11 protein-coding genes are annotated in these 13,406 nt (G+C 64.4%); 6 read left to right on the top strand and 5 right to left on the bottom strand.

Annotation, left to right across the window (positions count from 1 at the left end; translation table 11 throughout):
* Nucleotides 1–179: 179 nt before the first annotated feature.
* Both EL255_RS06740 and EL255_RS06735 read left to right on the top strand, forming a co-directional pair.
* Nucleotides 180–395, top strand: a complete 216-nt coding sequence (locus tag EL255_RS06740; RefSeq protein WP_050718646.1) for an HP1242/YdcH family protein — start codon at nucleotides 180–182, stop codon at nucleotides 393–395.
* Between the two features lie 245 nt (nucleotides 396–640).
* Entirely contained in the window at nucleotides 641–2,443 is a 1,803-nt protein-coding gene (locus tag EL255_RS06735; RefSeq protein WP_042651328.1) for an MOSC N-terminal beta barrel domain-containing protein, read from the top strand.
* Between the two features lie 112 nt (nucleotides 2,444–2,555).
* Here the strand turns inward: EL255_RS06735 and htpX are convergent, their stop codons facing one another.
* The 5 genes from htpX to bioB form a co-directional block, all read right to left on the bottom strand.
* A complete protein-coding gene (htpX, locus tag EL255_RS06730; RefSeq protein WP_042651327.1) occupies nucleotides 2,556–3,428 on the bottom strand; it encodes a protease HtpX in 873 nt (290 codons plus the stop codon).
* Nucleotides 3,429–3,541: 113 nt separating this feature from the next.
* Complete coding sequence (gene bioD, locus EL255_RS06725) at nucleotides 3,542–4,222, bottom strand: dethiobiotin synthase (protein ID WP_042651326.1); 681 nt, start codon at nucleotides 4,220–4,222, stop codon at nucleotides 3,542–3,544.
* Between the two features lie 165 nt (nucleotides 4,223–4,387).
* Nucleotides 4,388–5,221, bottom strand: coding sequence for a malonyl-ACP O-methyltransferase BioC (gene bioC / locus EL255_RS06720; protein ID WP_042651325.1), 834 nt, complete (start codon nucleotides 5,219–5,221; stop codon nucleotides 4,388–4,390).
* Complete coding sequence (gene bioF / locus EL255_RS06715) at nucleotides 5,214–6,425, bottom strand: 8-amino-7-oxononanoate synthase (RefSeq protein ID WP_042651324.1); 1,212 nt, start codon at nucleotides 6,423–6,425, stop codon at nucleotides 5,214–5,216. The genes bioC and bioF overlap by 8 nt, the downstream gene beginning before the upstream one ends.
* The gene (gene bioB / locus EL255_RS06710) at nucleotides 6,422–7,540 is read right to left on the bottom strand and encodes a biotin synthase BioB (RefSeq protein ID WP_042651323.1); all 1,119 of its coding nucleotides are present in this window, start codon (nucleotides 7,538–7,540) and stop codon (nucleotides 6,422–6,424) included. Before bioB ends, bioF begins: the two co-directional genes overlap by 4 nt.
* 195 nt (nucleotides 7,541–7,735) lie before the next feature.
* Between bioB and bioA the strand changes: the two genes are divergently transcribed.
* The 4 genes from bioA (at nucleotide 7,736) to EL255_RS06690 (ending at nucleotide 13,357) form a co-directional block, all read left to right on the top strand.
* Nucleotides 7,736–9,010, top strand: a complete 1,275-nt coding sequence (gene bioA / locus EL255_RS06705) for an adenosylmethionine--8-amino-7-oxononanoate transaminase (protein ID WP_042651322.1) — start codon at nucleotides 7,736–7,738, stop codon at nucleotides 9,008–9,010.
* Between the two features lie 134 nt (nucleotides 9,011–9,144).
* On the top strand, nucleotides 9,145–9,960 hold the full coding sequence (locus EL255_RS06700) for a HAMP domain-containing protein (protein WP_042651321.1): 816 nt from the start codon (nucleotides 9,145–9,147) through the stop codon (nucleotides 9,958–9,960).
* Nucleotides 9,961–10,283: 323 nt separating this feature from the next.
* Nucleotides 10,284–11,684, top strand: coding sequence for an asparagine--tRNA ligase (gene asnS / locus EL255_RS06695; RefSeq protein WP_042651320.1), 1,401 nt, complete (start codon nucleotides 10,284–10,286; stop codon nucleotides 11,682–11,684).
* A gap of 329 nt (nucleotides 11,685–12,013) precedes the next feature.
* Nucleotides 12,014–13,357, top strand: a complete 1,344-nt coding sequence (locus tag EL255_RS06690; protein ID WP_042651319.1) for an anaerobic C4-dicarboxylate transporter — start codon at nucleotides 12,014–12,016, stop codon at nucleotides 13,355–13,357.
* Nucleotides 13,358–13,406: the final 49 nt, after the last annotated feature.

The raw sequence follows: 13,406 nt of genomic DNA, 5'->3' as shown, positions 1-13,406 counted from the left end.
ACGCGCGAATGTTTACTCATAAATCCCTTATCAGGTTGCGATTCAAGCAGTTAAACGCAGACTCCCCGGCACGATGAATCATTGCTCCCGAATTTGAGTTGGATCACATTTCTTCGCCCGGGTTAGAGGTACTTTGAAGGTCAAGGCACAATCAAACGACAACAAGGAGGCTTCATTACATGTTCCCTGAGTACAGAGATCTCATCTCGAAACTGAAGAGCAGTGATGTCCATTTCCAGCAGAAGTTTGACTTGCACAACGACCTGGATGCGGAGATTAGAAAACTGGAAAAGCATCATGCCAGCGATTACAGCTCCGAGGTGAAGGATCTGAAAAAACAGAAACTTAAACTGAAAGAGGAGATATACGACATCCTCAAACAACATCCACACTGACGCCTCGACGAATACCCGGATAAGCAACTTATCCCCCAGCCCGGCTTGTATGCCGGGCTTTTTATTGCCCGCCATACCGCCATCAGGTTCCCTGGGAATACTGCTCTATCAGGGCTTGGTTGGTGCCGCCAAGCCGAGTAACATCTCCCTTCTCTGCACTCCCCGACCCGCGCCGGCCTCGTCGCCCGAGCATGCCGGGCGGGAGTCGCCCCGTCGCCCTCTCGCCACGTTACAAGGACCCGGACATGCCAAGGCTCGACAGCATTCATCTCTATCCCATCAAATCGACGGCAGGCATGCCACTGGACCGCGCCCTGGTGACCGAAGAGGGTCTGCTGGGGGATCGCCGCTACATGGTGGTCAAGCCGGACGGCAGCTTCATCACCGCCCGCACCCATCCCCAGCTGCAGCTGGTGGTGGCCACCCCCATCGAGGGCGGCCTGCTGCTGCGCTACCCGGGCCAGGATCCCCTCAGCCTGCTGGAGCAGGCATTCAGCCGGGCCCCGCAGGCCACCGGCGTCTGGAGCGACAGCTTCAGCGCCCTGCACACCACGGCGCAGGCCGATGCGTGGCTGAGCCGGGTCGCCGGCGAGCCGGTCCGGCTGCTCTGGCTGGGGGAGAAATCCGATCGCTTCAGAACCAAGACCGGCACCAGGGTCAGCTTCGCCGACGGCTATCCCCTGCTGCTCATCGGCCAGGGATCCCTCGACGACCTCAACCTGAGATCCGATGCCCTGCACCAGATGAGCCAGTTTCGCACCAACCTGGTGGCGAGCGGCACCCGGCCGTTCGAGGAGGATGGCTGGACGCGGATCCGCATCGGCGAGGTGGAGTTTCGGGTGGCCAAGCCCTGCAGCCGCTGCATCATGACCACGGTGGAGCCGGGCAGCGACAGGTTCAACGCCCTCAAAGAGCCGCTCGCCACCCTCACCCGCTATCGCCGTGGCGAGGATGGGGAGGTCTACTTCGGCCAGAACCTGGTGGCGCTGAACGAGGGCTGGATTGAGGCCGGCAGCGAGATCGAGGTGCTGGAACGCACCCGCCCGCCGGTTTACCCCAATGCGGCGCCGCAGAAGCGGGCGCTGATTTGCGTCGCCCGTGAGCCGCTGGCGCGGGATCTGGAGACCTTCTGGTTCGAGGCGGCCGATGGCGAGCCCCTACCCGACTACCTGCCCGGTCAGCACCTGCCCATCAGCCTCGACATCAAGGGGGAACGGCTGCAGCGGCGCTACACCCTGAGCTCCAGCCCGGATCAGCCGGATCGCTACAGCATTAGCGTCAAGCGACTCGGCGATGGCCGCCTCTCCCCCTGGCTGCACCATCAGCTGCGTGTGGGGGACAGCCTGCTGGCCGCGGCCCCGGCCGGTGACTTCCATCTGGGCACTGAGCGCAAGCTGCTGCTGCTCTCGGCCGGCTCCGGCGTCACCCCCATGCTGGCCATCGCCCGCACCCTGCATCTGAGACATGAACTCGGGGAGGTGCACTTTATGCACCTGTGCCGCAGCGAAGCCGACATCCCGGCCGCCGCCGAGCTGCACGCCCTACGCCTTGCCGGCATGCAACTCTCCTTGATCCTGAGCCAGCCCGATGGTCACTGGCAGGGCATGAGCGGGCGCCTTGGCAAGGGGCACCTCGAGCAGGTCAGGGATCTGCTGGCACGGGAGATCTTCCTGTGCGGCCCCCACGGCTTTATGAGCGAGGCGGTCAGGCTGCTGCAGGAGCAGGGGGTCACCGCCGAGCGCATCCGGCAGGAGAGCTTCGGCGGCGCCATCCTCTCGGTGGCCCGTCCCCATCAGGTGGTACAGCTGCGGATCGGCGAGAAGAGCTTCGCCGGCAACAACCAGGGCACAGTGCTGGATCAGGCCCACAAGCAGGGAGTGGAGCTGCCCTGGAGCTGCCGCGCCGGCATCTGCGGCAGCTGCAAGCAGACCCTGCTCGAAGGCGAGGTGGATCACCCGGAGGCGCCGGCCATCACCGCGGCCGAGCGGGCCGAGGGCAAGATCCTCACCTGCTGCGCCGTGCCGCTGACCGATCTGGTGATCAAGTAATCTGATGATCGTGCCGCGATAAGCCAGGGGGCGGGAGCCCGGCCCGAACCACCGGACCACAGAAACGAAAACGGCTGCCCTGAGGCAGCCGTTTTCTTATCGCGTTTGGCTATCAGCCACGCAGGGCGGCGATGCGCTGCTCGATGGGCGGGTGGCTCATGAACAGCTCGCTCACGGAGCGCTTGCCGTTGATGCCAAAGGCCATCATGGCCCCTTCCATCTGCGGCTCGGCACCACGAGAGAGGCGCTGCAGCGCGGCAATCATCTTGTCGCGACCGGCCAGCTTGGCGGCACCGGCGTCGGCGCGGAACTCACGCTGACGGCTGAACCACATGACGATCATGGAGGCCAGCACGCCGAACAGCATCTCCAGCACGAACACGGTGATCATGTAGGCGAAGCCACCGGAGCTGCTGCTCTCTTCGCTGTTGTTGGAGCTGAAGAAGTTGCTGATGACGCCGGCCACGATACGGGCGAAGAACATCACGAAGGTGTTCACCACCCCCTGGATCAGGGTCAGGGTGACCATGTCACCGTTGGCCACGTGGCTCACCTCGTGGGCCAGCACGGCTTCCGCCTCGTCCCGGCTCATGCTGTAGAGCAGGCCGGAGGAGACGGCCACCAGCGAATCGTCGCGGCGGGCACCGGTGGCGAAGGCGTTCATCTCGGGGGAGTCGTAGATCCCCACTTCCGGCATCTTGATGCCAGCCTCGCGGGCCTGACGGGCCACAGTGCTCACCAGCCAGTGTTCTGTCTCGTTACGGGGTTGCTCGATGACCTGGACACCATAGCTGCGCTTGGCCATCCACTTGGACATCAGCAAGGAGATAAAGGAACCCCCAAAACCGAACACGGCGCAGAACACCAACAGACCGGAAATACTGGACTTGTTGATCCCCAGAACCGAGAACAGGATATTGAGTACCACCCCCAGCACCAGCATGACGGCCAGGTTGGTCACCAGGAATAGCATAATTCGCTTCATATTGACTCCTTGTGAGATATAGACGCACGGTCCGGGCCGATCCATTGTCGGCCCGATACCACACCAGCTCCAGATAATAGATAGATCCGATGAATGTTTGCTGAATGTCAGCCTCAGAGCAGGGGTGAAATATCCAGGCACCCTCGCAGATCCGCCTCGAGTGGATTGTTTACAAAGGGTATTTCACCCAAAAACGGCGCCGGCAGCAAGCCCCTCAGGGTCTCCAGATTCTCCTGATAATGACTCATGCCGTCGCTCAGCCGGTTGATCACCCAGCCGGCGATCGGCAGGTCCATGTGGCGAATGGCGGCGAAGGTGAGCAGCGCGTGGTTGAGGCAACCGAGCTTGGCCCCCACCACCACTATCACCGGCAGGTTCTCCTGCTTGACCCAGTCCGACAGCAGGTGATTTCTGTCCAGCGGCAGGAACCAGCCCCCCGCTCCCTCGACGATCACCAGCTCGGCCCCGGCCTGCTCTATCTCTCGCAGGCCCGCCGACAGGCCGCTCAGGGGGATGGTTTCGCCCACTTCCCGCGCGGCTATATGGGGCGCTATGGGGGGTTCGAAGGCGAAGGGGTTGACCCGCTCATAGGGCAGCGCCAGGCTGGCGGCCTGCTGCAGCAGCAGGGCATCCTGGTTGCGCAGCCCCTCGGCGGTGCGGGCGCAACCCGCCGAGACGGGCTTGTAACCGGCGCAGCGAATCCCCTGAGCGGCAAACTCCCGCAACAGGGTGCGGGCGACCAGCGTCTTGCCCACGTCGGTGTCGGTGCCGGTGATGAAAAATGATTTGACCATGATGACTCCTCAACGCACATCGGGTGACGCCAGACCGGCGCCCCCGCGTAGCCATGCTCTCAACAGGGGTGGCAGGTCCTGGCCTGTCCACCCGCAAGTTCTCTATTCGGACGCAGGCGGTACGCCTGCGGATCTGTCCCCGGCGGGATCCAGAGGACGGGTGGTTTAGCTGCGGATCACGCGCCCGAGGCAGACCTGGTAGCTGGCGGCCAGCAGGCCGTCCGGCTGGCGGTGGCGCTCATAGGCCTGGCTCAGGCGCTGCAGGCGCTGGCGGTTGCCGAGCCCGGGCCGACGCCCGTCGTTGATCTGGCTGGCACCAATCCCCTTGAGATCCCGCAGCAGGCCGTTGAGCTCAGGGTAGGCGAGCGACCAGGTCAGGCACTCCAGCGCGGGGGCGCCGAAACCCCCGGCGGCGATGGCGTGCTGCAATTGTGACAGGCTGAGGAAGCGATTGACATGGGCAGCGCCGTCAACCGTGCGCCAGGCCTCACGCAATTGCCAGAGCGAATCCGCGAGCAGGGTGGAGAACAGCAGTTGGCCACCGGGCTTGAGCACCCGGTGCAGCTCGGCGAACGCCTGGGCCGGTCGCTCGCACCACTGCAGTGCCAGGCTGGAGAAGACCCAGTCCAGGCTCTGACTGGCGAAGGGTAGCCGCTCCGCATCGCCACACAGCAGCTGGGCCCCGCTGCCGCGCAGGGCCGCCTGTTGCAGCATGCCGGGGGCGAGATCCAGCCCGTGCAGCCGCCGGCAACGGCCGGCCAGCTGGGGCAGGAAGAAGCCGGTGCCGCAGCCGAGATCCAGCCCCGACTCGGGCAACGCCCCTGGGTGCGCCAGGCCTGCACCGGCCAGGCTCGAATCGCTCGCCCCGTCCGGCATCCTGGCCAGCAAGGCCTGCCCCACCTCCTGCTGAAACTGGGCATGGGCGTCGTATCGGTGGGCCGCGGCGCCGAAACGGCGCGCCAGCTGCACCTTGTCGACTCGCTGGAAGGCGTCATGCATGCTTGGCCTCCCCTTGCTCTTGCATTGGCTCGGCCCCGGCCTGGCCCAGGCCATCCAGCAGGCGATCGATCTCCTGCTCGCTATGGGCGGCGCTCAGGGTGATGCGCAGCCGCGCCGTGCCCGCCGGCACCGTCGGTGGCCGGATGGCACCGACCCAGAGGCCGGCCCCGCGCAGCCGCTCGGCCAGTTGCAGGGCCGCCCGGCTCTCTCCCACCAGCAGTGGCTGGATCGGGGTCTCGCTCGCCCCGAGCGTCCAGCCAAGCTGGCCGGCGCCCTGTCGGAAGCGCCGGATCAGATGTTGCAGATGGGCGCGCGCCTCATCGGCGCCCCGCACCAGCGCGATGCTCTTGGCTACGGCGCAAGCCTGGGCGGCGGGCATGTGGGTGCTGTAGACATAGGGACGGGCGAAGTTGACCAGGTACTCCACCAGCTCGCGGCTGCCGCCGACGAAGGCCCCTGCCACCCCGAGCGCCTTGCCGAAGGTGCCCATCTGGATGTGTACGGCGGCAGGCGCCACCCCTTGGGCCGCCAGGGTACCGCGCCCCTCTGGCCCCAGCACGCCGAGGCCGTGGGCGTCGTCGATCATCAGCCAGTTGCGGCTCCGGGCGGCCAGCTCGCTCAGCTCGCGCCAGGGCCCCTGATCCCCGTCCATGCTGAACACCCCTTCGGAGACGATGAGCCCCTTGCCCGACTCGAGTTGGCGCGCCAGCGCGGCCATGTCGTTGTGGGGGAAGCGCTTCATCCTGCAGGGCAGCTGGCTGCCCATCTCCTGCAGGGAGGCGTGGTTGAGCCTGTCCTGCCACAGCAGGTGCTCCTTGCCGAGCAGTGCCTTGAGCACCGCCTGGTTGGCCGAGAAGCCGCAGTTGAACAGCAACACCGCCTCCAGCCCCAGCCAGTCGGCGATCTGCTCCTCCAGCGCCTGATGGGCCCGGCTGTAGCCGGTCACCAGCGGCGAGGCGCCGGCCCCGGCCCCATGGCGATCGATCCCCTCCTTGAACGCCTGCTTGATGGCGGCATTAGCCCCCAACCCCAGATAGTCGTTGGCCGAGAAGTTGAGATAGTCCTGACCGCCGACCCGCAGCCGGGCGCCGCTGCCGCCCTCGGTCGGGGTGCGGCGCCGGCACAGGGCCTCGCGCTCGCGGGCGGCCAGCGCCTCACCCAGCGCGAAGGGGCCCTGAGCCGCAGAGGTGAGCACGGCACTCATGAGGATTCGGCGGCAGATTGTGTTGCGCGGGACGGCGCCGTGCGGGTGGCGTCATAGAACAGATCGTCGACCCCGGGGGCGCGCCTCGCCTGGGCCAGCAACTCGGCCTCCAGCTCCTCGGTCTGCACCGCATCCGGCTTCTGGGGGCGCTGGGCGGGACGAATGCCGAGCCGCTTGAACAGCTGCATGTCGCTGTTTTCATCCGGGTTCGGCGTGGTCAGCAGCTTGCAGCCATAAAAAATCGAATTCGCCCCCGCCATAAAGCAGAGGGCCTGCATCTGCTCGTTCATCTTCTCCCGTCCCGCCGAGAGGCGCACGTGGGAACTCGGCATCATGATCCGCGCCACGGCTATGGTGCGGATAAATTCGAACGAGTCGAGGTTCTCTTCGTTTTCCAGCGGCGTGCCCTTCACCTTGACCAGCATGTTGATGGGCACGCTCTCCGGGTGGCGCGGCAGGTTGGCGAGCGCGATCAGCAAGCCCGCTCTATCTCGCGCCTGCTCCCCCATGCCGACGATGCCGCCGGAGCACACCTTCATGCCGGCGCCACGCACGTGCTCCAGGGTGTCGAGCCTGTCCTGATAGGTGCGGGTGGTGATGATGTCACCGTAGAACTCGGGGGAAGTGTCGAGGTTGTGGTTGTAGTAGTCGAGCCCGGCGGCGCCGAGGCGGGAGGCCTGCTCCGCGGTCAGCATCCCTAGCGTCATGCAGGTCTCCATGCCGAGGCCGCGCACCCCCTCGATCATCTGCAGTATGTAGGGCATGTCCCGCTCCCTGGGGTTGCGCCAGGCGGCCCCCATGCAGAAGCGGGACGAGCCGTTGGCCCTGGCCTCGCGGGCCCGCTCCAGCACCTTTTCCACTTCCATCAGCCGCTCGGCCTCAAGTCCGGTATGATAGCGGGCGCTCTGGGGGCAATACTTGCAATCCTCCGGGCAGGCGCCGGTCTTGATGGAGAGCAGGGTGCTCACCTGCACCTCGTTGGGATCGAAATGGGCGCGGTGAACGGTCTGGGCCTGGAACAGCAGATCGTTGAACGGCAGGGCAAACAGCGCCTGGACCTCGTCGTGAGTCCAGTCGTGACGCAGGGCTGAGGCGCCCGTCGAGAGAGCATGCATGGGGATGGCTTCCTGTGATGAAGGGGATCCGCCGGTCCGCATCCTTGCCGGGCAGACCGCCAAACCCGCCACCGGCCGCCCTCGTCAATGCAACGGGAGGGCCAAGCCAAGTGGCTGAAATTGTTGGCTAGTGTAGAGAGCGCGCGTAGACTGTCAACACCGACCAGATCAAATTAATTGACAATAGAACATAAAATGACCAATCAAGAATTCGACCTGCACCACATCTGGCACCCCTATACCTCCCTCACCCAGCCCCTGCCCTGCTACGAGGTGGCCAGCGCCAAAGGCGTGACCCTCACCCTGAGCGACGGCCGCGAGCTGGTGGATGGCATGAGCTCCTGGTGGGCCTGCGTGCACGGCTATCAGGTGCCGGAACTGGATGCGGCGGCCCATGCCCAGCTCGGCAAGATGGCCCACGTCATGTTCGGCGGCCTGACCCATGCACCCGCCGTCGAGCTGTGTCGCAAGCTGGTGGAGATCACCCCGGCCGGGCTGGATCGGGTCTTCCTGGCCGACTCCGGCTCTGTGGCGGTGGAGGTGGCGCTCAAGATGGCCCAGCAGTACTGGCACGCGAAGGATCAGCCGCGCACCAAGTTTGTCTCCCTGCGCGGCGGCTATCACGGCGACACCTTCGGCGCCATGAGCGTCACCGACCCCGATGGCGGCATGCACGAGCTCTACCGGGGCTTCCTGCCGGAGCAGTTGTTCGCCCCGGCCCCCGATTGCCGCTTCCACGCCCAGTGGGACGAAAACTGCGTGGTGGATCTCGCCAGCCTGGTGGCGGATCGCCACGAAGAGATCGCCGCCATCGTGCTCGAGCCCATAGTGCAGGGGGCAGGCGGCATGCGCTTCTATCACCCCCGCTACCTGCAGTGGGTGCGCGCCCTGTGCGACGAGTTCGGCATACTGCTCATCGCCGACGAGATCGCCACCGGTTTCGGCCGCACCGGCCAGCTGTTTGCCTGTGACTGGGCAGGCATCAGCCCCGACATAATGTGTCTGGGCAAGGCGCTCACCGGCGGCTACATGACGCTCTCCGCCACCCTCACCACGGAGCGGGTGGCCCACACCATCTGCGATGGCAAGGCCGGCGTCTTCATGCACGGCCCCACCTTCATGGCCAATCCGCTGGCCTGTGCGGTCGCCAATGCCTCCATCGAGCTGCTGCTGGCTTCCCCCTGGCAGGAGCGGGTGCAGTCTATCGAGCATCAGCTCAGGACCGAGCTGGTACGGCTCACCCTCAACCCAGCAGTGGCCGATGTGCGGGTGCTCGGCGCCATCGGGGTGGTGGAGATGAAGGAACGGGTGGACGTGGCGCGCATCCAGCGCAAGTTTGTCGAGCTGGGGGCCTGGATCCGGCCCTTTGGCAAGCTCATCTACCTGATGCCTCCCTTCGTCATCAGCCCGGAGCAGTTGAGCGTGCTGACCCGGGCCATCGGGCAGGCCATCCACGACGGCGAGTTCTGATCAGTCACAACAGGCCCCGCTCGATCGGACGGGGTCTTTTGAATCTTTTTCATCAGAATGTGAGCAACTCATCAAAAACCTGCGCACGAGAAGGGTAGACTGCGCGGGTTTTACCCAACAGATGTACCGTTCCCATGCGCCTCTCCATCGCTGCCAAAATCAATTTCTTCCTGCTGTTCATCTTCTCCATGGTGCTGGTGTTCTCCGCCGCCTATCAGGCGGTGCGCGAGCGTGACCTCATCCTCTCCCTCATCAAGGAGCAGAGCCACGAGCAGACCGAGGCCTATTTCGACAGCCTCAACATGCTGATGCTGACCGGCAAGATGGACGCCCGCGATACCCTGCGCCACAAGTTCATGGAGCACGCCCACGTGGAGGATGCCCGCATAGTGCGCGGGGCGCCGGTCAACAAGCAGTACGGGCCGGGCCGCGAGAGCGAGGCACCCAAGGACAGGTTCGATGCGCTGGCGCTGGCGGGCAAGGGCAGCCTGGAGGTGGTGCATAACGACATGCACAGCCGGCTGGTGGTGACCCGCCCGCTGTTGGCGAAGAAAGATTTTCGCGGCACCGACTGCACCAGCTGCCATCAGGTGCCGGAGAATACCGTGCTGGGGGCGGTGCGATTCGACTACTCCCTCGACAGCCTGTTCACCCGGGTCGAGCAGAACATCCTCACCTCGGCGCTCAGCCTCACCGTCATCTTCGGGCTGGGCCTGCTGCTGACCCTCTGGGCCATCCGCACCTGGATAGTGCGCCCGCTCAACCAGCTGACCCGCTCCATGGAGGAGGCCACCGATCTGCATGAGTTCGGTCATCGGCTGGAAGGGGATGAGGGGGACGAGATAGGCCGGGTCGCGCTGGCCTACAACCAGATGCTCGACAGCGTGGAGCGCCAGCTCGGCAAGCGCCCGGCGCCCCATCCGGAGCAGGACGAGCAGAAGCGCGGCTAGTCCGCGCACCGGCCAGGCAGCTTGGCTATCTATAAGGAGCGGCGCCATGAGGCCGCCCCGGCAGAGGATCCACCCGCCCTGCAACCCCGCATCAGCCCATCCGCTCCCTGCCTCCTATCCTCTACTCTCAGCCCCCTTCCCTATGGCTTCATCCGACCTTCACCCTGCCGAAAAGCCCGCAAACGCCCGACATTTTTGCTTGTTTATCAAACCCGCGCGGGTAAGATTGACGGCTTAGTCTGCCAGGGTGGGCCATTCATGCCCGGGCCAGACCCCTAGTGTTGCAAATAGCGCTGCAAGAACAAGCTGGAGACAATATTTCGATGACGCACGCATCCGTAGTAGATGTGCTGACCGGTAAGTATGCGGTTGGCACCACCCAGACAGTCAAAGGGTGGATCCGGACCCGCCGCGATTCCAAGGCGGGGATCTCATTTTTGGCCATATCCGATGGTTCCGGTTTCCATCCGGTACAGGCCGTCGTTCCCAATACCCTGGCCAATTACGAGGATGAAGTGCTGCGTCTGACCACCGCCTGCTCCGTGGAAGTGACCGGTGTGGTGGTGGCTTCCCAGGGCAGCGGCCAGGCCTTCGAGCTGCAAGCCTCCGAGGTCAAGGTAGTGGGCTGGGTCGAAGATCCGGACACCTACCCCATGTCCGCCAAGCGTCACAGCATCGAGTTCCTGCGTGAGCAGGCTCACCTGCGCGCCCGTACCAACGTGGTCGGCGCCGTGACCCGGGTACGCAACTGCCTGGCCCAGGCCATTCACCGCTTCTTCCACGAAGAAGGCTACCTGTGGATCGCCGCCCCGCTCATCACCGCCTCCGACACCGAAGGCGCCGGCGAGATGTTCCGCGTCTCCACCCTGGATCTGGAAAACCTGCCGCGCACCCCGGCCGGCAAGGTCGACTACGACAAGGACTTCTTCGGCAAGGAGACCTTCCTGACCGTCTCCGGTCAGCTCAACGTCGAGACCTATGCCTGCGCCCTGTCCAAGGTCTACACCTTCGGCCCGACCTTCCGCGCCGAAAACTCCAACACCAGCCGCCACCTGGCCGAGTTCTGGATGGTGGAGCCGGAAGTAGCCTTCGCCGATCTGGAAGATAACGCCGCCCTGGCCGAAGCCATGCTGAAGTACGTCTTCAACGCCGTCCTGGCCGAGCGCCGCGACGATCTGGAGTTCTTCGCCCAGCACGTCGACAAGGACGCCATCGGCCGCCTCGAGCGCTTCGTCGCCTCCGACTTCGCCCAGATCGACTACACCGACGCCATCGAAGTGCTGAAAAACTGCGGCAAGACCTTCGAGTTCCCGGTCTCCTGGGGCATCGATCTCTCCTCAGAGCACGAGCGCTACCTGGCCGAGGAGCACTTCAAGTCCCCTGTGGTCGTGAAGAACTACCCGAAAGACATCAAGGCCTTCTACATGCGTCTCAACGACGACGGCAAGACCGTCGCCGCCATGGACGTGCTGGCCCCGGGGATCGGCGAGATCATCGGTGGTGCCCAGCGTGAGGAGCGCCTCGAGGTGCTCGATCAGCGCATGGCCGAGATGGGCCTGAACAAGGAAGACTACTGGTGGTATCGCGACCTGCGTCGCTACGGCACAGTGCCCCACTCCGGTTTCGGCCTCGGCTTTGAGCGCCTGGTGGTCTATGTGACCGGCATGGGCAACGTCCGCGACGTCATCCCCTTCCCGCGGACCCCGCGTACCGCCGAGTTCTAATCGCGGACAGCACACGAATCGCAAAAAGCCGACCCCAGGGTCGGCTTTTTTTATTCCTCTCTTATGCCGCCACGACCCTGTCACCCCCTGCCTCCCCGCCTCCGTCCATCGTTATTTGCGTTCTTCGCCGCCGTTCTCGCCGCCCTCACTGCCCTCAATTCGTGGTTTTTATGCACTTAAATCGAAAAAGAATGAGTTATTGAAGTAACTCAATTTTTTACCTCTTTAGGGAGGGCAGAATACCCACTAACCCCTTAGGGCTAAATAACAACGCGAATGGCGGACCCAGGGTCCGACGCAGAGATGGATTAATCACACGAGGTAATGGAATGATCTTGATGGAGTTTTTTGTGGTACTCGGCTGCTTGCTGCTGGGTACCCGCTTTGGGGGCATGGGACTGGGTCTCATCAGCGGCATAGGTCTGTTCCTGCTGACCTTCGTGTTCGGGCTGACCCCGGGTGAGCCACCGGTGCAGGTGATGCTGACCATACTGGCGGTGATCGGCTGCGCCGCCACCCTGCAGACCGCCGGCGGCCTCAACCTGATGATGCAGATTGCCGAGCGCCTGCTGCGCCGTCACCCGCAATACATCACCATTCTGGCGCCGCTCACCACCTGGACCCTCACCTTCCTGTGCGGTACCGGTCACGTGGTCTACACCATGTTCCCCATCATCGCCGACATAGCGCTGCAGAAGAACATCCGTCCCGAGCGGCCGATGGCGGTCGCCTCCGTCGCCTCCCAGATGGCCATCTGCGCCTCCCCGGTCTCGGTGGCCGTGGTCTCCATGGTCTCCATCCTGGCGGCCGGTCACGGCATAGGTCAGGCCTACGGCCTGCTGGACATCCTGATGATCGCCATCCCCTCCTCCCTGACCGGCGTGATCATGGCGGCCCTGTGGAGCCTGCGTCGCGGCAAGGATCTGGACCAGGATCAGGAGTTCCAGGCCAAGATCAAGGATCCTGAGCAACGCGCCTTCATCTATGGCGGCGGCGAGACCCTGCTCAACACCAAGTTCCCGAAAGAAGCCTACTGGTCGACCTGGATCTTCTTCGCCGCCATCGCCGCCGTGGTGGTGCTGGGGGCCAACGAAGGGCTGAGACCCGTGTTCGAGATCAAGGGCAAGGCTGGCCCGCTCTCCATGAACCTGGTGATCCAGATGATGATGCTGATCGCCGGCGCCATCATACTGATGCGCTGCAAGGTCAAGCCGGGTGACATCTCCAACGGTGCGGTGTTCAAGGCCGGCATGGTCGCCATCTTCTCCGTGTTCGGGGTCGCCTGGATGAGTGAGACCTTCTTCCAGGCTCACATGCCGCTGCTCAAGGAGTCGCTGGCCCACGTGGTACAGGCCCAGCCCTGGACCTACGCCCTGGTGCTGTTCCTCATCTCCAAGCTGGTGAACAGCCAGGCCGCCGCCCTGACCGCCATCGCCCCCATGGGCCTGGCGCTGGGGGTGGAGCCGAAGCTGCTGATCGCCTTCCTGCCGGCCAGCTACGGTTACTTCGTGCTGCCGACCTACCCGAGCGATCTGGCCTGTATCGGTTTCGACCGCTCCGGCACCACCCGCATCGGCAAGTTCATCATCAACCACAGCTTCATCATTCCGGGGCTGATCGGGGTCAGCAGCTCCTGCGCCCTGGGCTATGTGCTGACCACCATCTTGCTGTAATACCAACGGCGTTCGACACGCTCTGGCCTGACAGGCCCCCGCATGGGGG

The organism is Aeromonas encheleia, assembly GCF_900637545.1.
In the GTDB taxonomy this organism is placed as follows: Bacteria; Pseudomonadota; Gammaproteobacteria; order Enterobacterales; family Aeromonadaceae; genus Aeromonas; species Aeromonas encheleia.
This window is presented reverse-complemented; position numbering and strand designations above follow the sequence as displayed.

What these genes read in the sequence shown, in the direction of transcription:
- EL255_RS06740 (WP_050718646.1), top strand. Translation starts at nt 180, where the DNA reads ATGTTCCCTGAGTACAGAGATCTCATCTCGAAACTGAAGAGCAGTGAT.
- EL255_RS06735 (WP_042651328.1), top strand. Translation starts at nt 641, where the DNA reads ATGCCAAGGCTCGACAGCATTCATCTCTATCCCATCAAATCGACGGCA.
- htpX (WP_042651327.1), bottom strand. Translation starts at nt 3,428, where the DNA reads ATGAAGCGAATTATGCTATTCCTGGTGACCAACCTGGCCGTCATGCTG.
- bioD (WP_042651326.1), bottom strand. Translation starts at nt 4,222, where the DNA reads ATGGTCAAATCATTTTTCATCACCGGCACCGACACCGACGTGGGCAAG.
- bioC (WP_042651325.1), bottom strand. Translation starts at nt 5,221, where the DNA reads ATGCATGACGCCTTCCAGCGAGTCGACAAGGTGCAGCTGGCGCGCCGT.
- bioF (WP_042651324.1), bottom strand. Translation starts at nt 6,425, where the DNA reads ATGAGTGCCGTGCTCACCTCTGCGGCTCAGGGCCCCTTCGCGCTGGGT.
- bioB (WP_042651323.1), bottom strand. Translation starts at nt 7,540, where the DNA reads ATGCATGCTCTCTCGACGGGCGCCTCAGCCCTGCGTCACGACTGGACT.
- bioA (WP_042651322.1), top strand. Translation starts at nt 7,736, where the DNA reads ATGACCAATCAAGAATTCGACCTGCACCACATCTGGCACCCCTATACC.
- EL255_RS06700 (WP_042651321.1), top strand. Translation starts at nt 9,145, where the DNA reads ATGCGCCTCTCCATCGCTGCCAAAATCAATTTCTTCCTGCTGTTCATC.
- asnS (WP_042651320.1), top strand. Translation starts at nt 10,284, where the DNA reads ATGACGCACGCATCCGTAGTAGATGTGCTGACCGGTAAGTATGCGGTT.
- EL255_RS06690 (WP_042651319.1), top strand. Translation starts at nt 12,014, where the DNA reads ATGATCTTGATGGAGTTTTTTGTGGTACTCGGCTGCTTGCTGCTGGGT.